This is a genomic window from Actinosynnema sp. NPDC002837, from assembly GCF_040295345.1.
Lineage (GTDB): Bacteria > Actinomycetota > Actinomycetes > Mycobacteriales > Pseudonocardiaceae > Actinosynnema.
The window spans coordinates 34,063-53,850 of record NZ_JBEOVG010000037.1; the positions used below are offsets into that span (position 1 = coordinate 34,063).

Annotated in this window: 20 protein-coding genes and 1 riboswitch; of the genes, 9 read left to right on the forward strand and 11 right to left on the reverse strand. The window is 73.2% G+C overall.

Annotated elements, in window-relative coordinates:
- Nucleotides 1-359: 359 nt before the first annotated feature.
- Nucleotides 360-3,926, reverse strand: a complete 3,567-nt coding sequence (gene cobN / locus ABTZ99_RS24050) for a cobaltochelatase subunit CobN (RefSeq protein ID WP_499614102.1) — start codon at nt 3,924-3,926, stop codon at nt 360-362.
- Between the two features lie 33 nt (nt 3,927-3,959).
- Nucleotides 3,960-4,089, reverse strand: a riboswitch (cobalamin riboswitch).
- Nucleotides 4,090-4,100: 11 nt separating this feature from the next.
- Between cobN and ABTZ99_RS24055 the strand changes: the two genes are divergently transcribed.
- Genes ABTZ99_RS24055 through ABTZ99_RS24065 form a run of 3 tightly spaced genes read left to right on the forward strand, consistent with a single transcriptional unit; the run spans nt 4,101 to nt 7,188 of the window.
- Nucleotides 4,101-5,111, forward strand: a complete 1,011-nt coding sequence (locus ABTZ99_RS24055; RefSeq protein ID WP_499614104.1) for a ferredoxin-like domain-containing protein — start codon at nt 4,101-4,103, stop codon at nt 5,109-5,111.
- Nucleotides 5,108-5,734 carry a precorrin-8X methylmutase gene (locus tag ABTZ99_RS24060; RefSeq protein ID WP_498772635.1) on the forward strand — a complete coding sequence of 209 codons (627 nt, stop codon included), beginning with the start codon at nt 5,108-5,110 and terminating at the stop codon, nt 5,732-5,734. The genes ABTZ99_RS24055 and ABTZ99_RS24060 overlap by 4 nt, the downstream gene beginning before the upstream one ends.
- Complete coding sequence (locus ABTZ99_RS24065; RefSeq protein ID WP_498772633.1) at nt 5,731-7,188, forward strand: precorrin-2 C(20)-methyltransferase; 1,458 nt, start codon at nt 5,731-5,733, stop codon at nt 7,186-7,188. The genes ABTZ99_RS24060 and ABTZ99_RS24065 overlap by 4 nt, the downstream gene beginning before the upstream one ends.
- Here ABTZ99_RS24065 and ABTZ99_RS24070 read toward each other — a convergent pair.
- Nucleotides 7,163-7,870 (reverse strand): cobalt-precorrin-6A reductase, encoded by a 708-nt coding sequence (locus tag ABTZ99_RS24070; protein ID WP_499614108.1) that lies wholly within the window; start codon nt 7,868-7,870, stop codon nt 7,163-7,165. The genes ABTZ99_RS24065 and ABTZ99_RS24070 overlap by 26 nt on opposite strands.
- Nucleotides 7,871-7,890: 20 nt before the next feature.
- On the opposite strand from ABTZ99_RS24070, the gene ABTZ99_RS24075 reads away from it, so the two are divergent.
- Nucleotides 7,891-8,949, forward strand: coding sequence for a cobalt-precorrin-5B (C(1))-methyltransferase (locus tag ABTZ99_RS24075; protein WP_498772629.1), 1,059 nt, complete (start codon nt 7,891-7,893; stop codon nt 8,947-8,949).
- Nucleotides 8,950-8,954: 5 nt separating this feature from the next.
- Here the strand turns inward: ABTZ99_RS24075 and cobM are convergent, their stop codons facing one another.
- The 3 genes from cobM to ABTZ99_RS24090 are packed head-to-tail and all read right to left on the reverse strand — an operon-like array spanning nt 8,955 to nt 11,226.
- Complete coding sequence (gene cobM / locus ABTZ99_RS24080) at nt 8,955-9,698, reverse strand: precorrin-4 C(11)-methyltransferase (RefSeq protein ID WP_499614111.1); 744 nt, start codon at nt 9,696-9,698, stop codon at nt 8,955-8,957.
- Nucleotides 9,695-10,843 carry a precorrin-6y C5,15-methyltransferase (decarboxylating) subunit CbiE gene (gene cbiE, locus ABTZ99_RS24085; RefSeq protein WP_499614114.1) on the reverse strand — a complete coding sequence of 383 codons (1,149 nt, stop codon included), beginning with the start codon at nt 10,841-10,843 and terminating at the stop codon, nt 9,695-9,697. Before cbiE ends, cobM begins: the two co-directional genes overlap by 4 nt.
- Complete coding sequence (locus ABTZ99_RS24090; RefSeq protein WP_498772623.1) at nt 10,840-11,226, reverse strand: pyridoxamine 5'-phosphate oxidase family protein; 387 nt, start codon at nt 11,224-11,226, stop codon at nt 10,840-10,842. Before ABTZ99_RS24090 ends, cbiE begins: the two co-directional genes overlap by 4 nt.
- A 186-nt stretch (nt 11,227-11,412) precedes the next feature.
- On the opposite strand from ABTZ99_RS24090, the gene srmL reads away from it, so the two are divergent.
- Nucleotides 11,413-12,456 carry a PheS-related mystery ligase SrmL gene (gene srmL, locus ABTZ99_RS24095; RefSeq protein WP_499614117.1) on the forward strand — a complete coding sequence of 348 codons (1,044 nt, stop codon included), beginning with the start codon at nt 11,413-11,415 and terminating at the stop codon, nt 12,454-12,456.
- Here the strand turns inward: srmL and ABTZ99_RS24100 are convergent.
- The 4 genes from ABTZ99_RS24100 to ABTZ99_RS24115 are packed head-to-tail and all read right to left on the reverse strand — an operon-like array spanning nt 12,432 to nt 16,670.
- Nucleotides 12,432-14,153: an aminotransferase class V-fold PLP-dependent enzyme gene (locus tag ABTZ99_RS24100; RefSeq protein WP_499614184.1), complete on the reverse strand. Its 1,722-nt coding sequence runs from the start codon at nt 14,151-14,153 to the stop codon at nt 12,432-12,434. The two genes, srmL and ABTZ99_RS24100, sit on opposite strands and share 25 nt — an antisense overlap.
- A 6-nt stretch (nt 14,154-14,159) precedes the next feature.
- On the reverse strand, nt 14,160-14,945 hold the full coding sequence (locus ABTZ99_RS24105; RefSeq protein ID WP_499614119.1) for an amino acid ABC transporter ATP-binding protein: 786 nt from the start codon (nt 14,943-14,945) through the stop codon (nt 14,160-14,162).
- Nucleotides 14,942-15,763, reverse strand: coding sequence for an amino acid ABC transporter permease (locus tag ABTZ99_RS24110; RefSeq protein WP_498772617.1), 822 nt, complete (start codon nt 15,761-15,763; stop codon nt 14,942-14,944). The genes ABTZ99_RS24105 and ABTZ99_RS24110 overlap by 4 nt, the downstream gene beginning before the upstream one ends.
- Nucleotides 15,753-16,670 carry an ABC transporter substrate-binding protein gene (locus ABTZ99_RS24115; RefSeq protein WP_499614122.1) on the reverse strand — a complete coding sequence of 306 codons (918 nt, stop codon included), beginning with the start codon at nt 16,668-16,670 and terminating at the stop codon, nt 15,753-15,755. Before ABTZ99_RS24115 ends, ABTZ99_RS24110 begins: the two co-directional genes overlap by 11 nt.
- Nucleotides 16,671-16,800: 130 nt before the next feature.
- Between ABTZ99_RS24115 and trxA the strand changes: the two genes are divergently transcribed.
- Nucleotides 16,801-17,163 (forward strand): thioredoxin, encoded by a 363-nt coding sequence (trxA, locus tag ABTZ99_RS24120; RefSeq protein WP_498772613.1) that lies wholly within the window; start codon nt 16,801-16,803, stop codon nt 17,161-17,163.
- Between the two features lie 26 nt (nt 17,164-17,189).
- Here trxA and ABTZ99_RS24125 read toward each other — a convergent pair whose 3' ends face one another.
- The gene (locus tag ABTZ99_RS24125; protein WP_499614125.1) at nt 17,190-18,116 is read right to left on the reverse strand and encodes a YihY/virulence factor BrkB family protein; all 927 of its coding nucleotides are present in this window, start codon (nt 18,114-18,116) and stop codon (nt 17,190-17,192) included.
- 83 nt (nt 18,117-18,199) lie between these two features.
- Here ABTZ99_RS24125 and ABTZ99_RS24130 point away from each other — a divergent pair, with 83 nt between their 5' ends.
- From ABTZ99_RS24130 to ABTZ99_RS24140, 3 genes are read left to right on the forward strand one after another with little or no spacing between them, the layout of a single operon-like run.
- Nucleotides 18,200-18,652: a phage holin family protein gene (locus ABTZ99_RS24130; protein WP_498772609.1), complete on the forward strand. Its 453-nt coding sequence runs from the start codon at nt 18,200-18,202 to the stop codon at nt 18,650-18,652.
- Nucleotides 18,649-19,290, forward strand: a complete 642-nt coding sequence (locus ABTZ99_RS24135; RefSeq protein ID WP_499614128.1) for a DUF3618 domain-containing protein — start codon at nt 18,649-18,651, stop codon at nt 19,288-19,290. The genes ABTZ99_RS24130 and ABTZ99_RS24135 overlap by 4 nt, the downstream gene beginning before the upstream one ends.
- The gene (locus tag ABTZ99_RS24140) at nt 19,287-19,574 is read left to right on the forward strand and encodes a DUF4235 domain-containing protein (RefSeq protein WP_499614131.1); all 288 of its coding nucleotides are present in this window, start codon (nt 19,287-19,289) and stop codon (nt 19,572-19,574) included. Before ABTZ99_RS24135 ends, ABTZ99_RS24140 begins: the two co-directional genes overlap by 4 nt.
- A gap of 39 nt (nt 19,575-19,613) precedes the next feature.
- Here ABTZ99_RS24140 and ABTZ99_RS24145 read toward each other — a convergent pair whose 3' ends face one another.
- A complete protein-coding gene (locus ABTZ99_RS24145) occupies nt 19,614-19,781 on the reverse strand; it encodes a hypothetical protein (RefSeq protein WP_498772603.1) in 168 nt (55 codons plus the stop codon).
- Nucleotides 19,782-19,788 lie beyond the last annotated feature (7 nt).

A 19,788-nucleotide genomic window follows, 5' to 3' on the forward strand; every position in this document is an offset into this window, starting at 1 on the left:
TCATCTCCGCGCCGAACGGCCCGAAAAGATTCCCGAGTCGCGAACCCGCTCACCCGCCACCAGTCTGCACCGGAAGTGCGCGCGTGTCCGGCACCGCCCCACGGCGAGTCGCGGGGAGTGGCGCGCCGAGTCGTCCGGACGGGTAGTGCGAGTCGGCCGACCGGGTGGCGTCACCGGCCGGCCGAGTCACCTCCGGACGTCCCGCAGCGCGCGGCGGGACGTCCGTTCCGGGCCAGTGATTCACCGAAGTGTTTCGTCACGCGCGCGGCGCCCGGGGATATAGGGGTACCCCTCATGATCGACGCGTTTCCGCGACGTTATAGACGGCGTCGTGGACCGCGGGCGGGCGGCCCGAAGGCTCAGCCGCCGTCCTCCAGGTCGCCCTCGGTTTCCAGGTACGCCTTTCGCAGCGCTTCCAGCGTCGCGGGCTCCGGGTGCTCCCACATACCCCGCTCGGCCGCCTCCAGGAGCCGTTCGGACATGCCGTGCAGCGCCCACGGGTTGGACCGGGCCAGGAACTCCCGGTTCACCGGGTCCAGCACGTAGCTCGCCACGAGCTGCTCGTACATCCAGTCCGCGACCACGCCGGTGGTGGCGTCGTAGCCGAACAGGTAGTCGACGGTGGCCGCGAGTTCGAACGCGCCCTTGTACCCGTGCTCGCGCATCGCGGCCAACCACCTCGGGTTCACCACGCGGGCGCGGAAGATCCGGTTCGTCTCCTCGTTCAGCGTTCTGGTGCGCACGGCATCGGGCCGCGTGCTGTCGCCGACATAAGCGGCGGGCGCTTTTCCGGTGAGCGCGCGCACGGTCGCGATCATTCCGCCGTGATATTGGAAGTAGTCGTCGGAATCGGCGATGTCGTGTTCACGCGTGTCGATGTTCTTCGCCGCCACCGCGATGCGCTTGTAGGCGCTCTCCATCGCCGGCCGGGCTTCGACGCCGTCGAGTTCGCGGCCGTAGGCGTAGCCGCCCCACACCGCGTACACCTCGGCCAAGTCGGCGTCGTCGCGCCAGTTGCGGCTGTCGATCAGCGGGAGGAGGCCGGCGCCGTACGCACCGGGTTTGCTGCCGAAGATCCGCATTGTCGCCCGGCGCGGGTCGTTGTGCTGCGCGAGATCGGCTTGGGCGTGCGCCCGGACGTAGTTGTCCGAGGCCGACTCGTCCAAGTTCGCGACCAGTCGCACCGCGTCGTCGATCAGTGCCACGACGTGGGGGAACGCGTCGCGGAAGAAACCGCTGATCCGGACCGTGACGTCGATTCGCGGCCGGTTCAGCTCGGCGAGCGGGATCACTTCCAGTCCGGTCACCCGGCGGGACTGCTCGTCCCATTCGGGCCGCACGCCCAGCAGGGCCAGCACCTCGGCGATGTCGTCACCCGCGGTGCGCATCGCGCTCGTGCCCCAGACCGACAGGCCGACCGACGGCGGCCACTCCCCCGTGTCGGCGCGGTAGCGCTCCAGCAGCGAGTCGGCCATGGCCTGGCCGGTCTCCCAGGCCAGCCGGGACGGCACCGCCTTGGGGTCGACCGAGTAGAAGTTGCGGCCGGTCGGCAGCACGTTCACCAGGCCGCGCAGCGGCGAGCCGCTCGGACCGGCCGGCACGTACCCGCCGTCCAGGGCGTGCAGCACGTTCGCCAGCTCGTCGGTGGTGCGGGCCAGCCGGGGCACGACCTCCAGCGCGGCGAACTCCAGGATCCGCGCCACGTCCTCGTCGTCGGTGAGCGTCCGGGCCGCGTTCACGTCCCAATTGGCGTCTTCCATCGCCTGGACGAGCGCGCGGGCCTGTTCCTCGACCCGGTCGGTGGCGGTCCGGTCGTCGCCGGACTCGCTCAGGCCCAGCGCCTCGCGCAGGCCGGGCAGGGCGGCGACCCGACCCGCCCACATCTGCTTGGCCTGCAGGATCGACAGCACCAGGTTCACCCTGGTCCCGCCGGTGGGCGCCTGGCCCAGCACGTGCAGGCCGTCGCGGATCTGGACGTCCTTGATCTCGCACAGCCAGCCGTCGACGTGCAGGATCAGCTCGTCGAACCCGTCGTCCTCCGGCCGGTCGGCCAGGCCGAGGTCGTGGTCGAGCTTGGCGGCCTGGATGAAGGTCCAGATCTGGGCCCGGATCGCCGGCAGCTTGGCCGGGTCCATGGCGGCGATGGTGCCGTGCTCGTCCAGCAGCTGCTCCAGCCGGGCGATGTCGCCGTAGCTGTCGGCCCTGGCCATCGGCGGCACGAGGTGGTCGACCAGGGTGGCGTGCGCCCGGCGCTTCGCCTGGGTGCCCTCGCCCGGGTCGTTGACCAGGAACGGGTAGATCAGCGGCAGGTCGCCCAGCGCCGCGTCGGGCCCGCAGCCCGCCGACAGGCCGACGGTCTTGCCGGGCAGCCACTCCAGGTTGCCGTGCTTGCCCACGTGCACCACGGCGTCGGCGCCGAACTCGTCCTCCAGCCAGCGGTAGGCGGCCAGGTAGTGGTGGCTCGGCGGCAGGTCCGGGTCGTGGTAGATGGCGATGGGGTTCTCGCCGAAGCCGCGCGGCGGCTGGACCATGACCACGACGTTGCCGGAGCGCAGGGCGGCCAGCACGATCTCGCCGTCGGGGTCCCGCGACCGGTCCACGAACAGCTCGCCGGGCGCCTCGCCCCAGTGCCGCTCCATCTCCTCGCGGGTGTCCTCGGGCAGGGTGGCGTACCACTGCCGGTAGCGGGCCGCCGGCAGCCGCACGGGGTTGCCCTGGAGCTGCTCCTCGGTGAGCCAGTCGGCGTCCTGGCCGCCGGCCGCGATGAGGGCGTGGATCAGCGCGTCGCCGTCGAGGTCGGCCACGCCCGGCAGCTCGTCGCCGATGTCGTAGCCGTGCTCCGCCATGGCGGTGAGCAGCCGCACGACGCTGGCCGGCGTGTCCAGGCCGACCGCGTTGCCGATGCGGGAGTGCTTGGTCGGGTAGGCCGACAGCATCACCGCGATGCGCCGTTCGGCCGGCGGCACGTGGCGCAGCCGGCCGTGGCGCACGGCGATGCCCGCGACCCGCGCCGCGCGCTCGTCGTCGGCGACGTAGACCGTGAGGCCGTCCTCGTCGACCTCCTTGAACGAGAACGGCACCGTGATGATCCGGCCGTCGAACTCCGGGATCGCGACCTGGGTGGCGGTGTCCAAAGGGGACAGCCCGTCGTCGTTGCCGTCCCACGCGGCCCGGCTCGTGGTCAGGCACAGGGCCTGCAGCACCGGCACGTCGAGGGCGGCCAGCGCGCCCACGTCCCACGCCTCGTCATCACCGCCGGCGGACGCGGAGGCGGGCTTGGTGCCGCCGGCCGCGAGCACGGTCACCACCAGGGCGTCGGCCTGGCCGAGCACGGCCAGCAGCTCCGGCTCGGCGGTGCGCAGCGAGGCGCAGAAGACCGGCAGCGGACGGCCGCCCTTGGCCACGATCGCGTCGCACAGCGCGTGCACGAACGCCGTGTTCCCGGCCACGTGGTGGGCGCGGTAGTACAGGACGGCGATGGTCGGGCCCTCGCCCGCGTCCTGCCGTTCGAGCACGCCCCAGGTGGGCGTCGGTGCGGGCGGCGCGAAGCCGTGGCCGGTGAGCAGCACCGTGTCGGACAGGAAGTGGTGCAGCTGGGCGAGGTTCGCCGCGCCGCCGTGCGCCAGGTAGGCGTGCGCCTCGGCGCAGACCCCGCCGGGCACGGTCGACAGCTCCATCAGCGGCGCGTCGGGGTTCTGCTCACCGCCCAGCACGACGACCGGCAGGCCCGAGGCGAGCAGCCGGTCGAGCCCCTCCTCCCACATCCGGCGCCCGCCGAGGATGCGCACGACCACCAGGTCGACGCCCTCCACCAGGGCCGACAGGTCGTCGACGGCGGTGCGGGCGGGGTTGGCCAGGCGGTAGTCGGCGCCACTCGCGCGGGCGGACAGCAGGTCCGTGTCGGAGGTCGACAACAGCAGGATCACGTGCGGGCTCCATCCCTCGGGGGTCCTCGCCCCGGTCGTGGGTACGGCGAGCGGAGTTCCTGACTCCCGGGGCCTCCCCCGGTCACAGTGGCGGGACCGCGCCGGATTCACACCGGCTTCCTCCTGCTGCTTCGCCGTTCGGAGGTCACCCTAACGGCAGTTAGCATCCAGTCCATGCCCACGGATCGAACTCACCCGGACGCCTGCCCCGGCGCGGTCGACGTGCACCGGGCCGCCGACGGCGGGCTGGCGCGCGTGCGGGTGCCCGGCGGGACGTTGGACGCCGGGCAGGTCGACGTGCTCCGGTCCGCCGCGATCGAGCTGGGCGACGGCGTCCTGGAGTTGACCTCGCGGGCGAACCTGCAGATCAGGGGCTTGACGCCGGGGGCGGAGCACGAGCTGGGCGCGCGGTTGCGCGACGTCGGCCTGCTGCCCTCGATGAGCCACGAGCGGATGCGGAACATCGTCGCCGCGCCGTTGGACGACAACCAGGCGCTGGTCGACGAGATCGACGCGGCGTTGCTGGCCGTGCCGGAGCTGGCGTCCCTGCCAGGGCGTTTCCTGGTCACGGTGGGTGGCGCGGTCAGCGGCCTGGGAGGTGACGTCGGGCTGGTCGGCGACGCGTTGTTCCTGGCAGGCCACGATTCAGGGCTGCGCGTGGCCGATCCGGTCGCGGCCGTGGTGACCGCCGCGCGGCTGTTCGGCGAGCTCCGCGGCGACGCGTGGCGGCTGTCCGAAGTGGACGGCGGTGTGCGGAAGATCACGGCGGCGTTGGGCGTTCCGGGTGACGTCCGGATCGAGCCGGATGTGACGCCCGTCGCACCGGGGCCGCACGGTTCCGCGGTCGTGGCGGGCGTGCCGTTCGGGCGCTGGGACGCACGGCTGCTGGCCGGCGTGCCGGTCCGGCTCACGCCGTGGCGCAGCGTGGTGCTGCCGGCCGGGAGCGACACCGGCGGCCTGTTCACCTCGCCGGACTCCCCGTGGCACGGCGTCAGCGCGTGCACCGGGCGGCCGGGCTGCGCCAAGTCGCTGGCCGACGTGCGCGCCGACGCGACCCGCTGGCTCGACACCCGGTCCACGCCGGGCCGGGTGCACTGGTCGGGCTGCGCACGCCGGTGCGGCAGGCCGGCCGGCGACGTGGTGGAGTTCGTCGCGACCGGCGACGGGTACGAGGAGATCAATTGACCAGCTACGTCAAGGACGGCGCGGAGATCTACCGCCGCTCCTTCGCCACCATCCGCGCCGAGGCAGACCTGGCGCGCTTCCCGTCGGACGTGTCCCGGGTGGTGGTGCGCATGATCCACGCCTGCGGGATGGTCGACCTGGTCGCGGACGTCGACTTCTCGCCCCACGTGGTGCGCGACGCGCGGGCGGCGCTGGTGGCCGGCGCGCCGATCCTCTGCGACGCGCAGATGGTCGCGGCGGGCGTGACGCGGCGGCGGCTGCCCGCGGACAACGAGGTCGTGTGCACGTTGGGCGACCCGCGCGTGCCGGACCTGGCGGCGGAGCTGGGCACCACGCGCAGCGCGGCGGCGTTGGAGCTGTGGCGCGACCGGCTGGACGGCGCGGTGGTCGCCATCGGCAACGCGCCGACCGCGTTGTTCCACCTGCTGGACATGATCGCGGCGGGCGCGCCCCGGCCCGCCGCCGTGCTGGGGGTGCCGGTGGGGTTCATCGGCGCGGCCGAGTCGAAGGACGCGTTGGCGGACAACGACCTGGGGTTGGAGCACCTGGTCGTGCGCGGTCGGCGTGGCGGCAGCGCCATGACCGCGGCGGCGCTCAACGCGATCGCGAGCGAGGAAGAATGACGGGCAAGCTGTACGGGGTCGGGGTGGGTCCGGGCGACCCGGAGCTGGTGACCGTCAAGGCGGCGCGGCTGATCGGCGAGGCGGACGTGGTCGTCTTCCACAGCGCGCGGCACGGGCGCAGCGTCGCGCGCCGCATCGCCGCGCCGTACCTGCGGGAGGGGCAGGTCGAGGAGCAGCTGGTCTACCCCGTCACGACCGAGGACTCCGACGACTACCAGGGCGAGATCGACGCGTTCTACGAGGAGTGCGCGGCGCGGTTGGCCGCGCACCTGGACGCCGGGCGCACGGTGGTGGTGCTGGCGGCCGGCGACCCGTTCTTCTACGGCTCCTACATGCACCTGCACAAGCGGCTGGCGCACCGGTACGAGGCCGAGGTCGTGCCCGGCGTGACGTCGGTGAGCGCGGGCGCGGCGGTGATCGGCCGGCCGCTGGTGGAGCGGGACGAGGTGCTGACCGTGCTGCCGGGGACGTTGTCGGCGGACGCGCTGGTGGAGCACCTGGCCGGCGGCGACCCGGTGGCGATCATGAAGCTGGGGCGGACGTTCCCGCAGGTGCGGGAGGCGCTGGCGCGCGCGGGGCGGTTGGACGAGGCCTGGTACGTGGAGCGGGCGACGACCGGCGCGCAGCGGACCGCGCCGCTGTCCGAAGTGGACGCCGAGGGGGTGCCGTACTTCTCGTTGGCGTTGCTGCCGAGCAAGCCCGCGGCGCGGCCGGCGCCCGAGGGCCGGGTGGTGGTGGTCGGGCTCGGCCCGGCCGGGCCGGAGTGGTTGACGCCGGAGGCGCGGCGGGCGCTGGCGGAGGCCGACGACCTGGTCGGCTACGTGACCTACCTGAACCGGGTGCCGGTGAACCCGCGGCAGCGGCGGCACGCGTCGGACAACAAGGTGGAGGCCGAGCGGGCGGCGTTCGCGCTGGACCTGGCCAAGCGCGGGCGGCGGGTCGCGGTGGTGTCGTCGGGCGACCCTGGCGTGTTCGCGATGGCCAGCGCGGTGCTGGAGGTGGCGACCGAGGAGCAGTTCGCGGACGTGCCGGTGACGGTGCTGCCGGGGTTGACCGCGGCGCACGCGGTGGCGAGCCGGGTCGGCGCGCCGCTGGGGCACGACTACTGCGTGGTGTCGTTGTCCGACCGGCTCAAGCCGTGGGACGTGATCGAGGAGCGGCTGGAGGCGGCGGCGAGGGCCGACCTCGTGCTGGCGATCTACAACCCGGCCTCGCGCAGCCGCACGTGGCAGGTGGACAAGGCGCGGGACGCGCTGCTGCGGCACCGCTCCCCCGACACGCCGGTGGTCGTCGGGCGCGACGTCGGCGGGCCGGAGGAGTCCGTGCGGGTGGTGCGGTTGGCGGACCTGGACGCGTCCACCGTGGACATGCGGTGCCTGTTGCTGGTCGGGTCCTCGCAGACGCGGGTCAGCGCGCGCGGCACGGTGTTCACGCCGCGCCGCTACCCCGGGTGAGCCAGTCGACGGCCTCGGCCACCGTCTCCACCAGCGGCGCCGGTGGCGGCGGTGGTCGGCGCACGACGACGACGGGGATGCCGAGGTGACGGGCCGCGGTCAGCTTGGCCGCCGTCATCGGACCGCCGCTGTCCTTGGTGACCAGGACTTCGATCCGGTGCTCGCGCAGGAGCGCCAGTTCACCGTCCACTGTGTACGGTCCGCGGTCGAGCACGAGGTGCACGTGCGGGTTCGGCGGGTCGGGCGGGTCGACGGTGCGCGCGACACCGCTGGTGAACGCGGCCAGCTCCTGACGGCCGGTGGTGATGAACGCGCGGCGGCCGGCGACGAGCGCGGCGGCTTCGGCGACGCTGTCCACGTAATGCCAGTCGTCCTCCGGCGGCCAGCCGGGGCGGCGCAGCACGAGGAACGGCGTGCCGGTCGCGGTGGTGGCGGCGAGGGCGTTCGCGGTGATGCGGTCGGCGAACGGGTGCGTGGCGTCGACGACGGCGTCCACGCGTTCGGCCCGCAGGTAGGCCACGAGCCCGTCCACGCCGCCGAAGCCGCCGATCCGGACCTCGCCGGCGGGCAGCTTCGGGTCGGCCACCCGGCCGGCCAGCGACGAGATCACGCGGGCGCCGGTGAGCGCGGCGGCCAGCGCGCGGGCCTCGCCCGTGCCACCCAGCACCAGCACGGTCCTCACGGCTGTTGCATCCTGTCGTCGTGAGCACGAACCTGCGCTTCGGCTGGACCACCGGCGCCTGCGCCACCGCCGCGACCACGGCGGCGTACACGGCGTTGCTCACCGGCGAGTTCCCCGACCCGGTCGGGATCGTGCTGCCGAAGGGTCAGACGCCGTCGTTCGCGCTGGCCCGCGAGGAGTTGGGCGAGGGCCGGGCGTTCGCCGCGATCGTGAAGGACGCGGGCGACGACCCGGACGTCACGCACCTCGCGCTGGTCGGGTCCACCGTCCGGCACGGCGCGCCGGGCAGCGGCGTGGTGTTCGAGGCGGGGCCCGGTGTCGGCACGGTGACCAAGCCCGGCCTGCCGCTGGCGGTCGGCGAGCCGGCGATCAACCCCGTGCCGCGGCAGCTGATGCGCGAGCACGTCGCGCGGGTCGCGGCCGAGCACGGCGGCAGCGGCGACGTGGTCGTGTCGATCTCGGTCGAGCACGGCGAGGAGTTGGCGCGCAAGACCTGGAACCCGCGGCTGGGGATCCTGGGCGGGCTGTCGATCCTGGGCACGACGGGGATCGTGGTGCCGTACTCGTGCTCGGCGTGGATCGACAGCATCCGGCGGGGCATCGACGTGGCGCGGGCGCAGGGCTACGAGCACGTGGCCGGGTGCACCGGGAGCACGTCGGAGAAGGTCGCGGCGGCGCTGCACGGGCTGCCGGAGGACGCGTTGCTGGACATGGGCGACTTCGCCGGCGCGGTGCTGAAGTACCTGCGCCGCCACCCCGTGCGCCGGCTGACCGTGGCGGGCGGGATCGGGAAGCTGTCCAAGCTGGCGGACGGGCACCTGGACCTGCACTCGGGGCGGTCGCAGGTGAACCTGGGCTTCCTGGCGTCGCTCGTGGCCGACCCGGCGCTCGCCTCGGCCGTCCTCGAAGCGAACACGGCGCTCGGCGCGTTGCAGGTGTGCCAGGCGGCGGGGGTGCCGCTGGGCGACCTGGTGGCCGAACGCGCCAAGGCGACGGCGGACGACGTGCTGCGCGGCGCCCCGGTCACCGTGGACGTGATCGTGATCGACCGCGCGGGCGCCGTCGTCGGCCGGGCCTGACCCCGTCACGACCGGCTGCGGGTGGTCGAGTAGAGGTGGCTGTCCGGGAAGCCCTCGGCGGTCAGCACCCGGCCCACGACGATGACGGCGGTGCGCTTCACGCCCGCCGCGCGCACCTGGTCGGCGATGTCGGCCAGGGTGCCGCGCAACACCAGCTCGTCGTCGCGGCCGGCACGGGCGACGACGGCGACCGGGCAGTCCGCGCCGTAGTTCGGCAGCAAATCGGCGACCACCTCCAGGATCCGCTGCACGGCCAGGTGCAGCACGATCGTGGCGCCGGGGCGGCCGAGCGTCAGCAGGTCCTCCCCCGGCGGCATCGCGGTGGCGCGGGCCGCGGTGCGGGTCAGGATCACCGTCTGCCCGACGCCCGGCACGGTCAGCTCGCGGTTCAGCGACGCGGCGGCTGCGGCGAAGGCGGGCACGCCCGGCGTCACGTCGTAGGCGATGCCCAGGGCGTCCAGCCGGCGCATCTGCTCGGCCATCGCGCTGAACACCGACGGGTCGCCGGAGTGCAGGCGGGCCACGTCCTGGTCGGCGGCGTGCGCGGCGGCGAGCTCGGTCGTGATCTCGTCGAGGTCCAGGTTCGCGGTGTCGACCAGGCGCGCGCCGGGCGGGCAGTGCTCCAGCACCTCGGCCGGCACCAGCGCGCCCGCGTACAGGCAGACCGGCGACTCGGCGATGAGCCGCGCCGCGCGCAGGGTGAGCAGGTCGGCCGCGCCGGGCCCGGCGCCGATGAAGTGGACGGTCACGAACGCTCCTTGGTCACTAGCCAGGTGGTCACGGGCATCTGCGGGCGCCAGCCGGTGAAGCCGCCGATCGCGGTCGCCCGGCTCACCTCGATCCGGCTCAGGTCGCCGCCCAGCCTGCCGTGCCACCGGGTCAGCACTGCCTCCGACTCCAGCGTCACGGCGTTGGCCACCAACCGCCCGCCGGGCTTGACGGCGTCCCAGCAGCGCTCGACCACGCCCTCGGCGGTGAGGCCGCCGCCGATGAACACCGCGTCAGGCGCCTCCAGGTCGAGCGCGCCCGGCGACGAGCCGACGACGACCTCGATGCCCGGCACGCCCCACTTGGCCGCGTTGCGGGTGATGCGCGCGGCCCGCTCGGGGTGCCGCTCCACCGCGATGGCCCGGCAGCCCGGGTGGGTCCGGCACCACTCGACGGCGATGCTGCCCGCACCCGCGCCCACGTCCCACAGCAGCTCGCCGGGGCGCGGCGCGAGCAGCGCCAGCGTCACCGCCCGCACCTCGCGCTTGGTCAACTGCCCGTCGTGCTCGTACTCCTCGTCCGGCCGGCCCGGCGTCAGCGACGCGCCGTCCGCGCCGCACTCGACCGCGAGCACGTGCAACGGGTCGGCGTCGTCGAGCGAGTGGTGCACCCGCTCCCCCGGCCCGCCCAGCTGCTCCAGCACGGTCAGCCGCGCGTCCGGGGCCAGGGCCGCGACCTCGCGCGGGTTCCCGCCGAGCACGAGCACGCGCCGTCCGGGGTGCAGGTGCGGCACGACGAGCGCGGCGGGCTTGCCGACCAGGCTCACCACGGCCACGTCGTGCAACGCCCACCCCAGGCGCGCGCACGCCAGCGACACCGACGACGGGTGCGGCACGACGCGGACCCGTTCGGCGCCCAGCAGCCGCACCACGGTGGCGCCGATGCCGTGGAACATCGGGTCGCCGCTGGCCAGCACGCCGACCCGCCGCCCGGCGTGCCGGGCCAGCAGCCCCGGCAGCGCGGGCAGCAACGGCGACGGCCACGGCACCCGCTCGAACTCCCCCGGCACCAGGTCGAGCTGCCGGGCGCTGCCCATCAGCACCTCGCACGACGCGATCTCGTGCCGCGACGCGTCCGGCAGCCCGGCCCAGCCGTCGGCGCCGATGCCGACGACCGTGACGCTCACACCGTCCCCAGCACGCGGGTGACGGCGATCTCGATCACCACGCGCCGCGGGTTGGGCCGGGGCGTGCGGTAGCGGTCGGCGTAGCGCCGCTCGGCGTCCCGGACCACCTCCGGCTCGCGGCGGACGACCGCGTGCCCCTCCAGCGTCGACCACCGACGTCCGTCCACTTGGCACACCGCCACGGGAGCGCCGCCGGCGGCCAGGATCCGCCGCGCCTTGTGCGAGTCACCCGAGGTGATCACCCTGGCGGTGGCCGTCTCCACGTCCAGCGTGACGCCGACCGGCACCACGTGCGGCGTGCCGTCGGGGCGGATCGTGGTCAGCGTGCACAGGTGGCGCTCGGTCCAGAACGCGCGGAAGTCCTCGCCCTTGCTCGACAACATGCGTGCATCATGCGGCACGCGCGGGCTATCGTGGAAAACGTGACGCGCCGATTTAGCCGCCCCCGGCCGGGAGACCCGGCCGCTGGGGCCTGCGGCGTGCGCTAGTTCACGCGGTCCCGGTGGCGGACCGGCTCGGGGGATTCCCCCTCCAGCCGACGTCCACCACCTCCGAAGGGACCACCCGCCGTGCCTCGCGACCTCAGCGACCCCACCTACGGGCCGCACGCCATGCAACTGCTGGTCGACGACGTCCTCGCCGCCCTGCCGGGTGAGCCGCGCGTGCTGCGCGACCACCCGGAGGTGTCGGTCGACGACAACTACACCGCGCTGGGCTACCCGCCCGACGCCGTCACCCGCGACGCCCGCTACACGCGCTACACCGGCGAGAACCGCATGCTGCGCAGCCACACCACGGCCATGGTGCCGCCCGCGTTGCGGCTGCTCGGCACGCAGGACGGCTGGGACGACGTGCTGCTGGCGTGCGTGGGGATGGTGTACCGCCGCGACGCGGTCGACCGGGTGCACTCGGGCACGCCGCACCAGCTCGACCTGTGGCGGATCTCCCACCACCGGGCCGACCTGGACGAGTTGATCGACGCCGTGATCACCACCGCCGTGCCCGGTCTGCGGTACCGGACGACGCCCGCGACCCACCCGTACACCACGGCGGGACGGCAGGTGGACGTGCTGGTGGACGGCGAGTGGCTGGAGGTCGCCGAGTGCGGCCTGGCGGCCCGGCACGTCCTGCGCCGGGCGTGGCTGCCCGACGACGTGCACGGCCTGGCGCTGGGCGTCGGCCTCGACCGGCTGCTGATGCTGCGCAAGGGCGTCCCGGACATCCGGCTGCTGTCCTCGGACGACCCGCGCGTGGCCGCCCAGATGCTGGACCTCACGCCCTACCGGCCGGTGTCCAGGCACCCGCCGGTCATGCGGGACATCTCCGTCGCGGTCGGCGCGGACGCCGATGGCGAGACGATCGGCGACGTCGTGCGCGCCGCCGTCGGCGACCTGGTGGAGGAGGTCACCGTGGTCGGCGAGACCCCGGTGTCCGACCTGCCGCCGGCGGCCGTGGCGAGGCTGGGCGCGCGACCGGACCAGAAGAACGTGCTGCTGCGCCTGGTCCTGCGCCACCCGACCCGCACCCTGACCGACGACGACGCCAACGCCGCGCGGGACGCCGCCCACGCGGCCGTGCACGAGGGCAGTCAGCCCCTGACCTCGTTGAGGTAGTTGTAGATCGTGTACCGGGTCACGCCCAGCACGCCGGCCAGGTAGTCGATCGAGTCGCGGATCAGGAAGAGGCCCGCCTCGTCGAGCACCCGCACCACCTGGGACTTGTGCGACTTCTTCATCAGCTCCACGGGCACGCCGACGGCGGTCACGGCGCGTTCGACCAGGAGCCGTTGAAGGGTGTCGACGTCGCCGGGGAAGGCCTCCACCGCCGGTGCACCCGACACCGCCTGCTCCGGGCGCCGGTCCGGGCCCGGGTCGCTGTTCACGCACAGGCAGCCGACCGCCACGCCGTCGGCGTCGCGCAGGAACACGGTGGACGAGTGGATCACCCGCCCGTCCGGCGCGTAGGTCTCGTAGCCGGCGAGGTCCTGCGTCGTGCCGCGGCGGACGAGGCCGAGCAGCAGGTCGGTCATCGGGCCGCCGACCTTGCGGCCGGTCAGCTCGCCCGCGATGGCGATGATCGAGTTGGGCAGGGCGCCGAGGTCGTGCAGCACGACCTCGGTGCCCGGTCCCAACGCGGTGGCCAGGCTGTTCACCGTCGGGATCAGCGCGGTGAGCACCTCGGAGGTCACCGCCGGAGCGGGCGCGGGCACTTCGACGACGACCGGCTTGCGGATCTCCTTCAACGCGGTGGCGAAGCGGGCGACGGTGTCGGCCGTCGTGGAGGCGTGCGGCGACAGGCGGACGTGCTCCGGCCGCACGGTCGCCGCCACGCCCGCGTCCGCCAGCGCCGCGCCGATCACCGACGGCGCGTGCTCGGGCAGCGTGAACGCGAGGATGCCCGCCCGGCGGTCCGGCGCGGACACGACCTCCCCGCCGGCCGCGCGGATCACCTCGGCCAGTTCGCCGGATCGTTCAACGATCCTCGCGTGGATGGCCTCGACCCCGGCCACCTCGACCAGCTCCAACGCCGCCGCCAGCGCACCCGAGGCGATCGGGCTCAGGTTGGTGATCGACCAGCCCGCGGCCCCCTCGCCGACCGGGTGGATGCCGTTGTCGAACAACCCGGGGTCCTCGGCGCCCGTCCAGCCCGACAGCACCGGGTCGAGCCTGCCCAGCGCCCGGTCCGACAGCGTCATGAACCCCGTCGACCAGCCCGCCCGCAGCCACTTCTGCCCGCCGACCACCAGCACGTCGGCCACTTCCCACGGCTCGTCGACCACCCCGAAGCCCTGGATGCCGTCCACGACCAGCAGCCGATCGCCGACCACCTCGCGCAGCGCCGCCAAGTCGGCCCGGTAGCCGGTGCGGAAGTCCACCGCGCTCACGGACACGGCGGTCGTGCGGGGCGTCAACGCCTCCCGCACCACGTCGGCCGTCACCGGGCCGGGCGGCAGCCACGACACGTCGACCGACGGCGACCGCGCCCACGGGTAGGTGTTCGCCGGGAACTCCCCCGACGACACCAGCACCTCGCCGGTCACCCCCAGCGCGGTCTGGAACAGGCCGGTGCTCGTGTTCGGCAGCAGCGTCACGTGGTCGGTGTCGCCGCGGCACAGCCGGGCCACCGCGGCCTTCGCGCGCAGCTCCTGGCGCATCAGGTCGTCCACCGTGGACGGCCCGGCCGACACCGAGGCCTCCACCAGCCGCGTGGAGGCGTCCACCACGGCGAACGACGGCGGCCCGAAGCGGGCGAAGTCCAGGTACCCCTCCGGCTCGTGGAACTGGACGAGGTAGGACGACGGGATGCGCATGACCACCTAGAGCACCTTCGCGAGGAACTGCTGCGTGCGTTGCTGTCGCGGATTGTCCAGCACCTGACCCGGCGGCCCGGTCTCGACCACCGCGCCGTCCACCATGAACACCACCGAGTCGGCGACCTGCCGGGCGAACCCGATCTCGTGCGTGACCACGATCATGGTCATGCCGTCGCGGGCGAGGTCGGCCATCACGTCCAGCACCTCGCCGACCAGCTCCGGGTCCAGCGCGGACGTCGGCTCGTCGAACAGCATGAGCTTGGGCCGCATGGCCAGCGCCCGCGCGATCGCCACCCGTTGCTGCTGGCCGCCGGACAGCTGGTGCGGGTAGGAGTCGGCCTTGTCGGCCAGCCCCACCCGGTCCAGCAACGCCCGCGCCTCGTCCACGGCCGCCTTGCGTGGCGTCCGCAGCACGTGCACCGGGCCCTCGGCGACGTTCTCCACCGCCGTGCGGTGCGGGAACAGGTTGAACCGCTGGAACACCATGCCGACACCGCGCCGCTGCCGCGCCACCTCCCGCTCGCGCAGCTCGAACAGCTTCCCGCCGCGCGCGGTGAACCCGACCGGCTCGCCGTCCACCCAGATCCGGCCGGCGTCGATCGTCTCCAGGTGGTTCACGCAGCGCAGGAACGTCGACTTGCCCGCACCCGACGGCCCGAGCAGGCACACCACCTGCCCCGCGGCCACCGTGAGGTTGAAGTCGCGCAACACTTGTATCCGATTGCCACCTCCGGCGGCGGGAGTGGACCCGAACGACTTGCGCACGCCCACCGCCCGCACGAGGGTCACCGGGCCACCCCCTTGCCGTAGTAGCGCTCCAGGAAGTGCTGCCCGACGCTCGCCACGCTGACCACGACCATGTACCACGCGGCGGCGGCCAGCAGCGTCTCCATGATCTGGAGGTTGCGCGAGGCGATGTTGTTGGCGGCGTGGATCAGCTCCAGGAACCCGATGACCGACGCCATGGACGTGCCCTTGAGCATGTTGATGAAGTTGTTGCCGGTCGGCGGGATGATCACCCGCATGGCCTGCGGCAGCACGACGCGCCGCAACGTGGTCGCGGGCGTCATGCCGATCGCCTTGGCCGCCTCGACCTGGCCGTGGTCCACGCTGTTCAGCCCGGCCCGCACGATCTCGGCCATGTAGGCGCTCTCGTTGAGGCCCAGCCCGAGCAGCGCGGCCACGAACGCGGTCACCAGGACGTTGGTCTTCTCCTCGAACACCCCCGGGATGGAGATGTTCTCGAACACCAGCGCCAGGTTGAACCACAGCAGGATCTGCAGCAGCACCGGCAGGCCGCGGAACAGCCACACGTACCCGGCGGCGAACCAGCGGGCGACCGGGTTGGCCGAGCGGCGCAGCAGCGCGATCAGCACGCCGAGCACGATCGCGCCCGCCTGCGCGGCCAGCGCCAGCACGACCGTGTTGACCAGGCCGCGCAGCATGATGTCGTGGGTGAAGAACCCCGGCACCGCGGCGTAGTCGATCTTCGCGCCGGCCAGCGCCCAGACCAGCGCGCCGAGCACGGCCAGGATCGCCGCGCCGACGACCCACCGCCCCCAGTGCCGCAGCGGGACGACGACCAGCTCGTCGGTGTCACTTGCCATTGACGGTCGCCTTCGTGACGGCGCCCTGCTCGACGTCCCAGGCTTCGAGGATCTTGCCGTAGGTGCCGTCGTCGATCAGCGCCTGCAACGCCTTCCGCAACGCCCCGGTCAGCTCGGGGGTGTTCTTGTTGACGCCGATGCCGTACGGGCCGCCGTTGATCGGGGCCAGGTCCACGACCTCGAAGAACTCGCCGTCACCCGCGGTCTTGGCCACGTACACGGCGGTCGGCAGGTCGTTGAGGATGGCGGCGACGCGGCCGGTGCGCAGCTGGTTCTGGTTCTGCGTGTCGCTGTCGGTGGCGGTCACCCCGATGGGTTCGCCGGACAGGCACTGGAACTCCTTCGCGTAGGTCTCCTGGCTGGAGCCGAGGTTGACCGCGACGGACTTGCCGCACAGGTCGTCGGGGCTCTTGATGCCCGCCGGGTTGCCCTTCTGCACCATGATCGTGATGCCGGAGGTGAAGTAGTCGACGAAGTCGATCGCCTGCTGCCGCTCCGGGGTGTCGTTCATCGCGGCCATGGTCACGTCGATCCGGCCCGCCTGCAGGCTCGTGATGAGCGAGCCGAACGCCATGTCCTGGTGCTCGACGGTCAGCCCGAGCTTGGCGCCGAGCGCCTTGGCCAGGTCGACCTCCGAGCCGACCGGGGTCTTGCCGTCGGCGGCGTAGAAGTTGTTCGGCGGGTTCTGGATGTTCGAGCCGACGCGCAGCTTGCCCGATCGGGCGATGGCGGCCGGCAGGGTCGCGGCCAGGGCGTCGTCCTTGGTGACCGCGTCGACGATCGCCGAGGACGACGGCAGGTCGTCGCCGGTCCCGGCCGGCGGGTCCTCGGCGGGCGAACCGCACGCCACCAGCGCGAACAGGGACAGGGCGAGGGCTGCGGTCCTGCGCACGGGCACCTCCTGCATTCGGGTGAACCGAAAGCTACAACGTTCTGTTGAAGACGTCCACTGCTTGTTGAAGGGAATTGTCGGGGAGTGACCATCGTTGCTCCGGGTACAAGGGGGGCGACCCCCGTGTCCACAGCAAGGAGGACCTATGGCCACCGTGGAGCTGACCGCGGAGAACTTCGACGAGGTTGTCGGCGGCTCCGAGATGGTCCTGGTCGATTTCTGGGCGGGCTGGTGCGGGCCGTGCGTCCAGTTCGCCCCGACCTACGAGAAGTCCGCCAAGAAGCACACCGACATCGTGTTCGGCAAGGTCGACACCGAGGCGCAGCAGCAGCTCGCCGCGGCGTTCCAGATCCGGTCGATCCCGACCTTGATGATCGTGCGCGACGGCGTCGTGCTGTACGCGCAGCCGGGCGCGCTGCCCGAGGCGGCGCTCGAGGACCTCATCGAGCAGGCGCGCAAGGTCGACATGGAAGAAGTGCGCAAGCAGGTCACCGAGCAGCAGGCCTGAGCCCACGCGGGTAGGTCGCCGGCGGCTCAGTCCATCGCAGCCGTGTCGCGGGGCGGGGCCACCGGGTCCCGCCCCGCGGGCTGTCCGGCCTCCATCCGCCTGCCCCGCTCCAGCTCCGCGTCCAGCTCGGCACCGAGCAGCAGGGCCAGGTTCGAGATCCACAGCCAGACCAGGAAGATGATCACACCGGCCAGCGAGCCGTAGGTCTTGTTGTAGGAACCGAAGTTCGCCACGTAGAACGCGAAGCCGAGCGAGGCCGCGACCCACACCACCACGGTCAGCAGGCCACCGGGCGTGATCCACAGGAAGCTGGGCTGCCGCACGTTCGGCGAGGCCCAGAACAGCAGGCCGATGGCCAGGCTCGCGAGCACGAACAGCACCGGCCACTTCGCGATGTCCCACACGGTGACGAACGTCGAGCCGAGCCCGAGCACCTCGCCCAGCCACTCGGCCACGCCACCGGTGAGCGTCACGCCGAGCGCCGTGAGCGCCAGCAGCACCACCACGCCGACGGTCAGGCCCAGCCGCAGCGGGATGACCTTCCAGAACGGCCTGCCCTCCTCGACGTCGTAGATCGAGTTCGACGCGCGCATGAACGCGCCCACGTAGCCGGAGGCCGACCAGAGCGCCGTCACCAGGCCGACGATCGCCAGCACGCCGCTGGCCTGTGACTTCCGCAGGTTCTCCAGCGCGCCCGCGACGGTGTCCTTGGCCTCGCCCGGCCCCAGCGCGTCCAGGCTGTCCACAATGGACTGCACCGCGTCCGGGCCGAGCAGGCCCAGCAGCGCGGTCAGCAGCAGCAGGCCGGGGAACAGCGACAGCACCGCGTAGTAGGTGAGGGCGGCGGCCCAATCGGTGAGGTTGTCGTCGTCGAACTCCTTGACCGTCCGCTTCAACACTGCCCACCACGAGCGCTTCGGGAGCTGGGTGGGCGCCTCCGGTGCGTGCGACATGGGCGACGGGTTTCCCCCGAACACGGTGCGTACACCCACGCGTTTCCGGGTAGTCGGAGGGCGAGTGGAGAGAGGAGACGGCCATGAGTCACGTCGCCGCCACCCGCGCGGCTGACGCGGGCACCGATCGGGTTACGGCGGGTGCCGCCGCGCGGGAACCGTCCACCGCGGAACTGGTGAACAGGCTGTCCGAGCAGGTGAGCAGGCTGGCCAGGGACGAGATCCGGTTGGCCGTGTCCGAGATGCGCACGAAGGGCAAGCGCGTCGGCACGGGCGCCGGGCTGCTCGGCGGCGCGGGCGTGCTGGCCTGGTTCGGCCTGATGACGGTGATCGCCGGGCTGGTGCTGCTGCTGGCGACCGTCATGCCGGCGTGGATCGCGGCGTTCGTCGTCGCGGTGGTCGTGCTCGCCGTCGCGGGCGTGCTCGCGCTGGTCGGCCGCAAGCAGCTCGAACGCGGCACGCCGCCGTTGCCGGAAGAGGCCATGGCGGGTGTCAAGCAGGACATCGCCACCGTGAGCGAGAGGGCACACCGATGAGCGGCAAGGACGGCCCCACCGACCCGGACGAGTTGCGCGCCGACGTCGAGCAGACCCGGCGGGAGCTCGGGGACACGGTGGAAGCGCTCGTGCACAAGACCGACGTGCCCGGGCGGGTGAAGGACAAGGCGCACGAAGGAGTGGAACAGGTGAAGGAGACCGCTACGCGGGCCAACGCGGCGGTGTCGGCGGCGGCGGGCAAGGCCACCGCCAAGGTCGGCCACGCCACCGACAAGGCGGGCGAGCAGGTCGGCAAGGCGGGCGCGGCGGCGAGCGCGGCCGGTGCGGCCGTCGGCGAGAAGGCGGCCGTGATCGGCGAGAAGGCGGGCGCCGTGGCCTCCCAGGTCGGCCACAAGGCCGGCGAGGTGGCGGAGCAGGTCGGCCACAAGGCGAGCGAGGTGGCCGGGCAGGTGAGCCAGAAGGCCGGCGAGGTGGCCGATCAGGTCAGCCTCAAGGCCGGGGTGGTCGCGGAGCAGGTCGGCACGAAGGCCGCGCAGGCGGTCGAGTCGCTGCCGCCGCCCGTGCAGCACCGCGTCGAGCAGGGCGTGCAGCAGGCTCGCCAGCACCCGGCGGCGGTCGCGGCGGGCGTCGCGGCGGTCGTGCTCGTGCTGTGGAGGCTCCTGCGGAGGGGGCGGTGAACGTGAACAAGCTCCTGTACCGGCCCCTCGGCATGCTGTTCGGCGTGCTCGGCGGTCTGGCCGCCAGCGCGTTGTTCGGCCAGGTGTGGAAGCTGATCACCGGCACCAAGGAGGCGCCCACCCCGACCCAGAAGGACCGGGGCTGGGGCGAGGTGCTCCTGGCCGCGTCCGTCCAGGGCGCGATCTTCGGCTTGGTGAAGGCCGCGATCGACCGGGGCGGCGCGACCGGCTACGACAAGCTCACCGGCGAATGGCCCGGTGACACGAACAAGTACGACGACTGACCCTCCCGGAGGGCCCTCCCGCCCGCCGGGAGGGCCCTCTCAGGAGGGCGGCTCGTCCTCCTGCCCGCGCCGCTCGCCCTCGTCGAGGAACTGCTCCGGGTCCACGTCGAGGTCGGGCGGCTCAGGCGTGCCCGGCGAGTGCGGCGGTTCGGGGTTGATGTGCTGGTCCGGGTCGTTCGGGTCGCCTTCGAGCGGGTGTTCGGTCATGCGGTCG

Coding starts and splice junctions, on each gene's coding strand:
- ABTZ99_RS24100 (WP_499614184.1), bottom strand. CDS start 14,153: ATGCGCATCCCGTCGTCCTACCTCGTCCAGTTCCACGAGCCGGAGGGG.
- ABTZ99_RS24090 (WP_498772623.1), bottom strand. CDS start 11,226: ATGTTGTCGAGCAAGGGCGAGGACTTCCGCGCGTTCTGGACCGAGCGC.
- ABTZ99_RS24115 (WP_499614122.1), bottom strand. CDS start 16,670: ATGCAGGAGGTGCCCGTGCGCAGGACCGCAGCCCTCGCCCTGTCCCTG.
- ABTZ99_RS24145 (WP_498772603.1), bottom strand. CDS start 19,781: ATGACCGAACACCCGCTCGAAGGCGACCCGAACGACCCGGACCAGCAC.
- ABTZ99_RS24055 (WP_499614104.1), top strand. CDS start 4,101: ATGCCCACGGATCGAACTCACCCGGACGCCTGCCCCGGCGCGGTCGAC.
- ABTZ99_RS24135 (WP_499614128.1), top strand. CDS start 18,649: ATGAGCGGCAAGGACGGCCCCACCGACCCGGACGAGTTGCGCGCCGAC.
- ABTZ99_RS24110 (WP_498772617.1), bottom strand. CDS start 15,763: ATGGCAAGTGACACCGACGAGCTGGTCGTCGTCCCGCTGCGGCACTGG.
- ABTZ99_RS24125 (WP_499614125.1), bottom strand. CDS start 18,116: ATGTCGCACGCACCGGAGGCGCCCACCCAGCTCCCGAAGCGCTCGTGG.
- ABTZ99_RS24130 (WP_498772609.1), top strand. CDS start 18,200: ATGAGTCACGTCGCCGCCACCCGCGCGGCTGACGCGGGCACCGATCGG.
- trxA (WP_498772613.1), top strand. CDS start 16,801: ATGGCCACCGTGGAGCTGACCGCGGAGAACTTCGACGAGGTTGTCGGC.
- ABTZ99_RS24065 (WP_498772633.1), top strand. CDS start 5,731: ATGACGGGCAAGCTGTACGGGGTCGGGGTGGGTCCGGGCGACCCGGAG.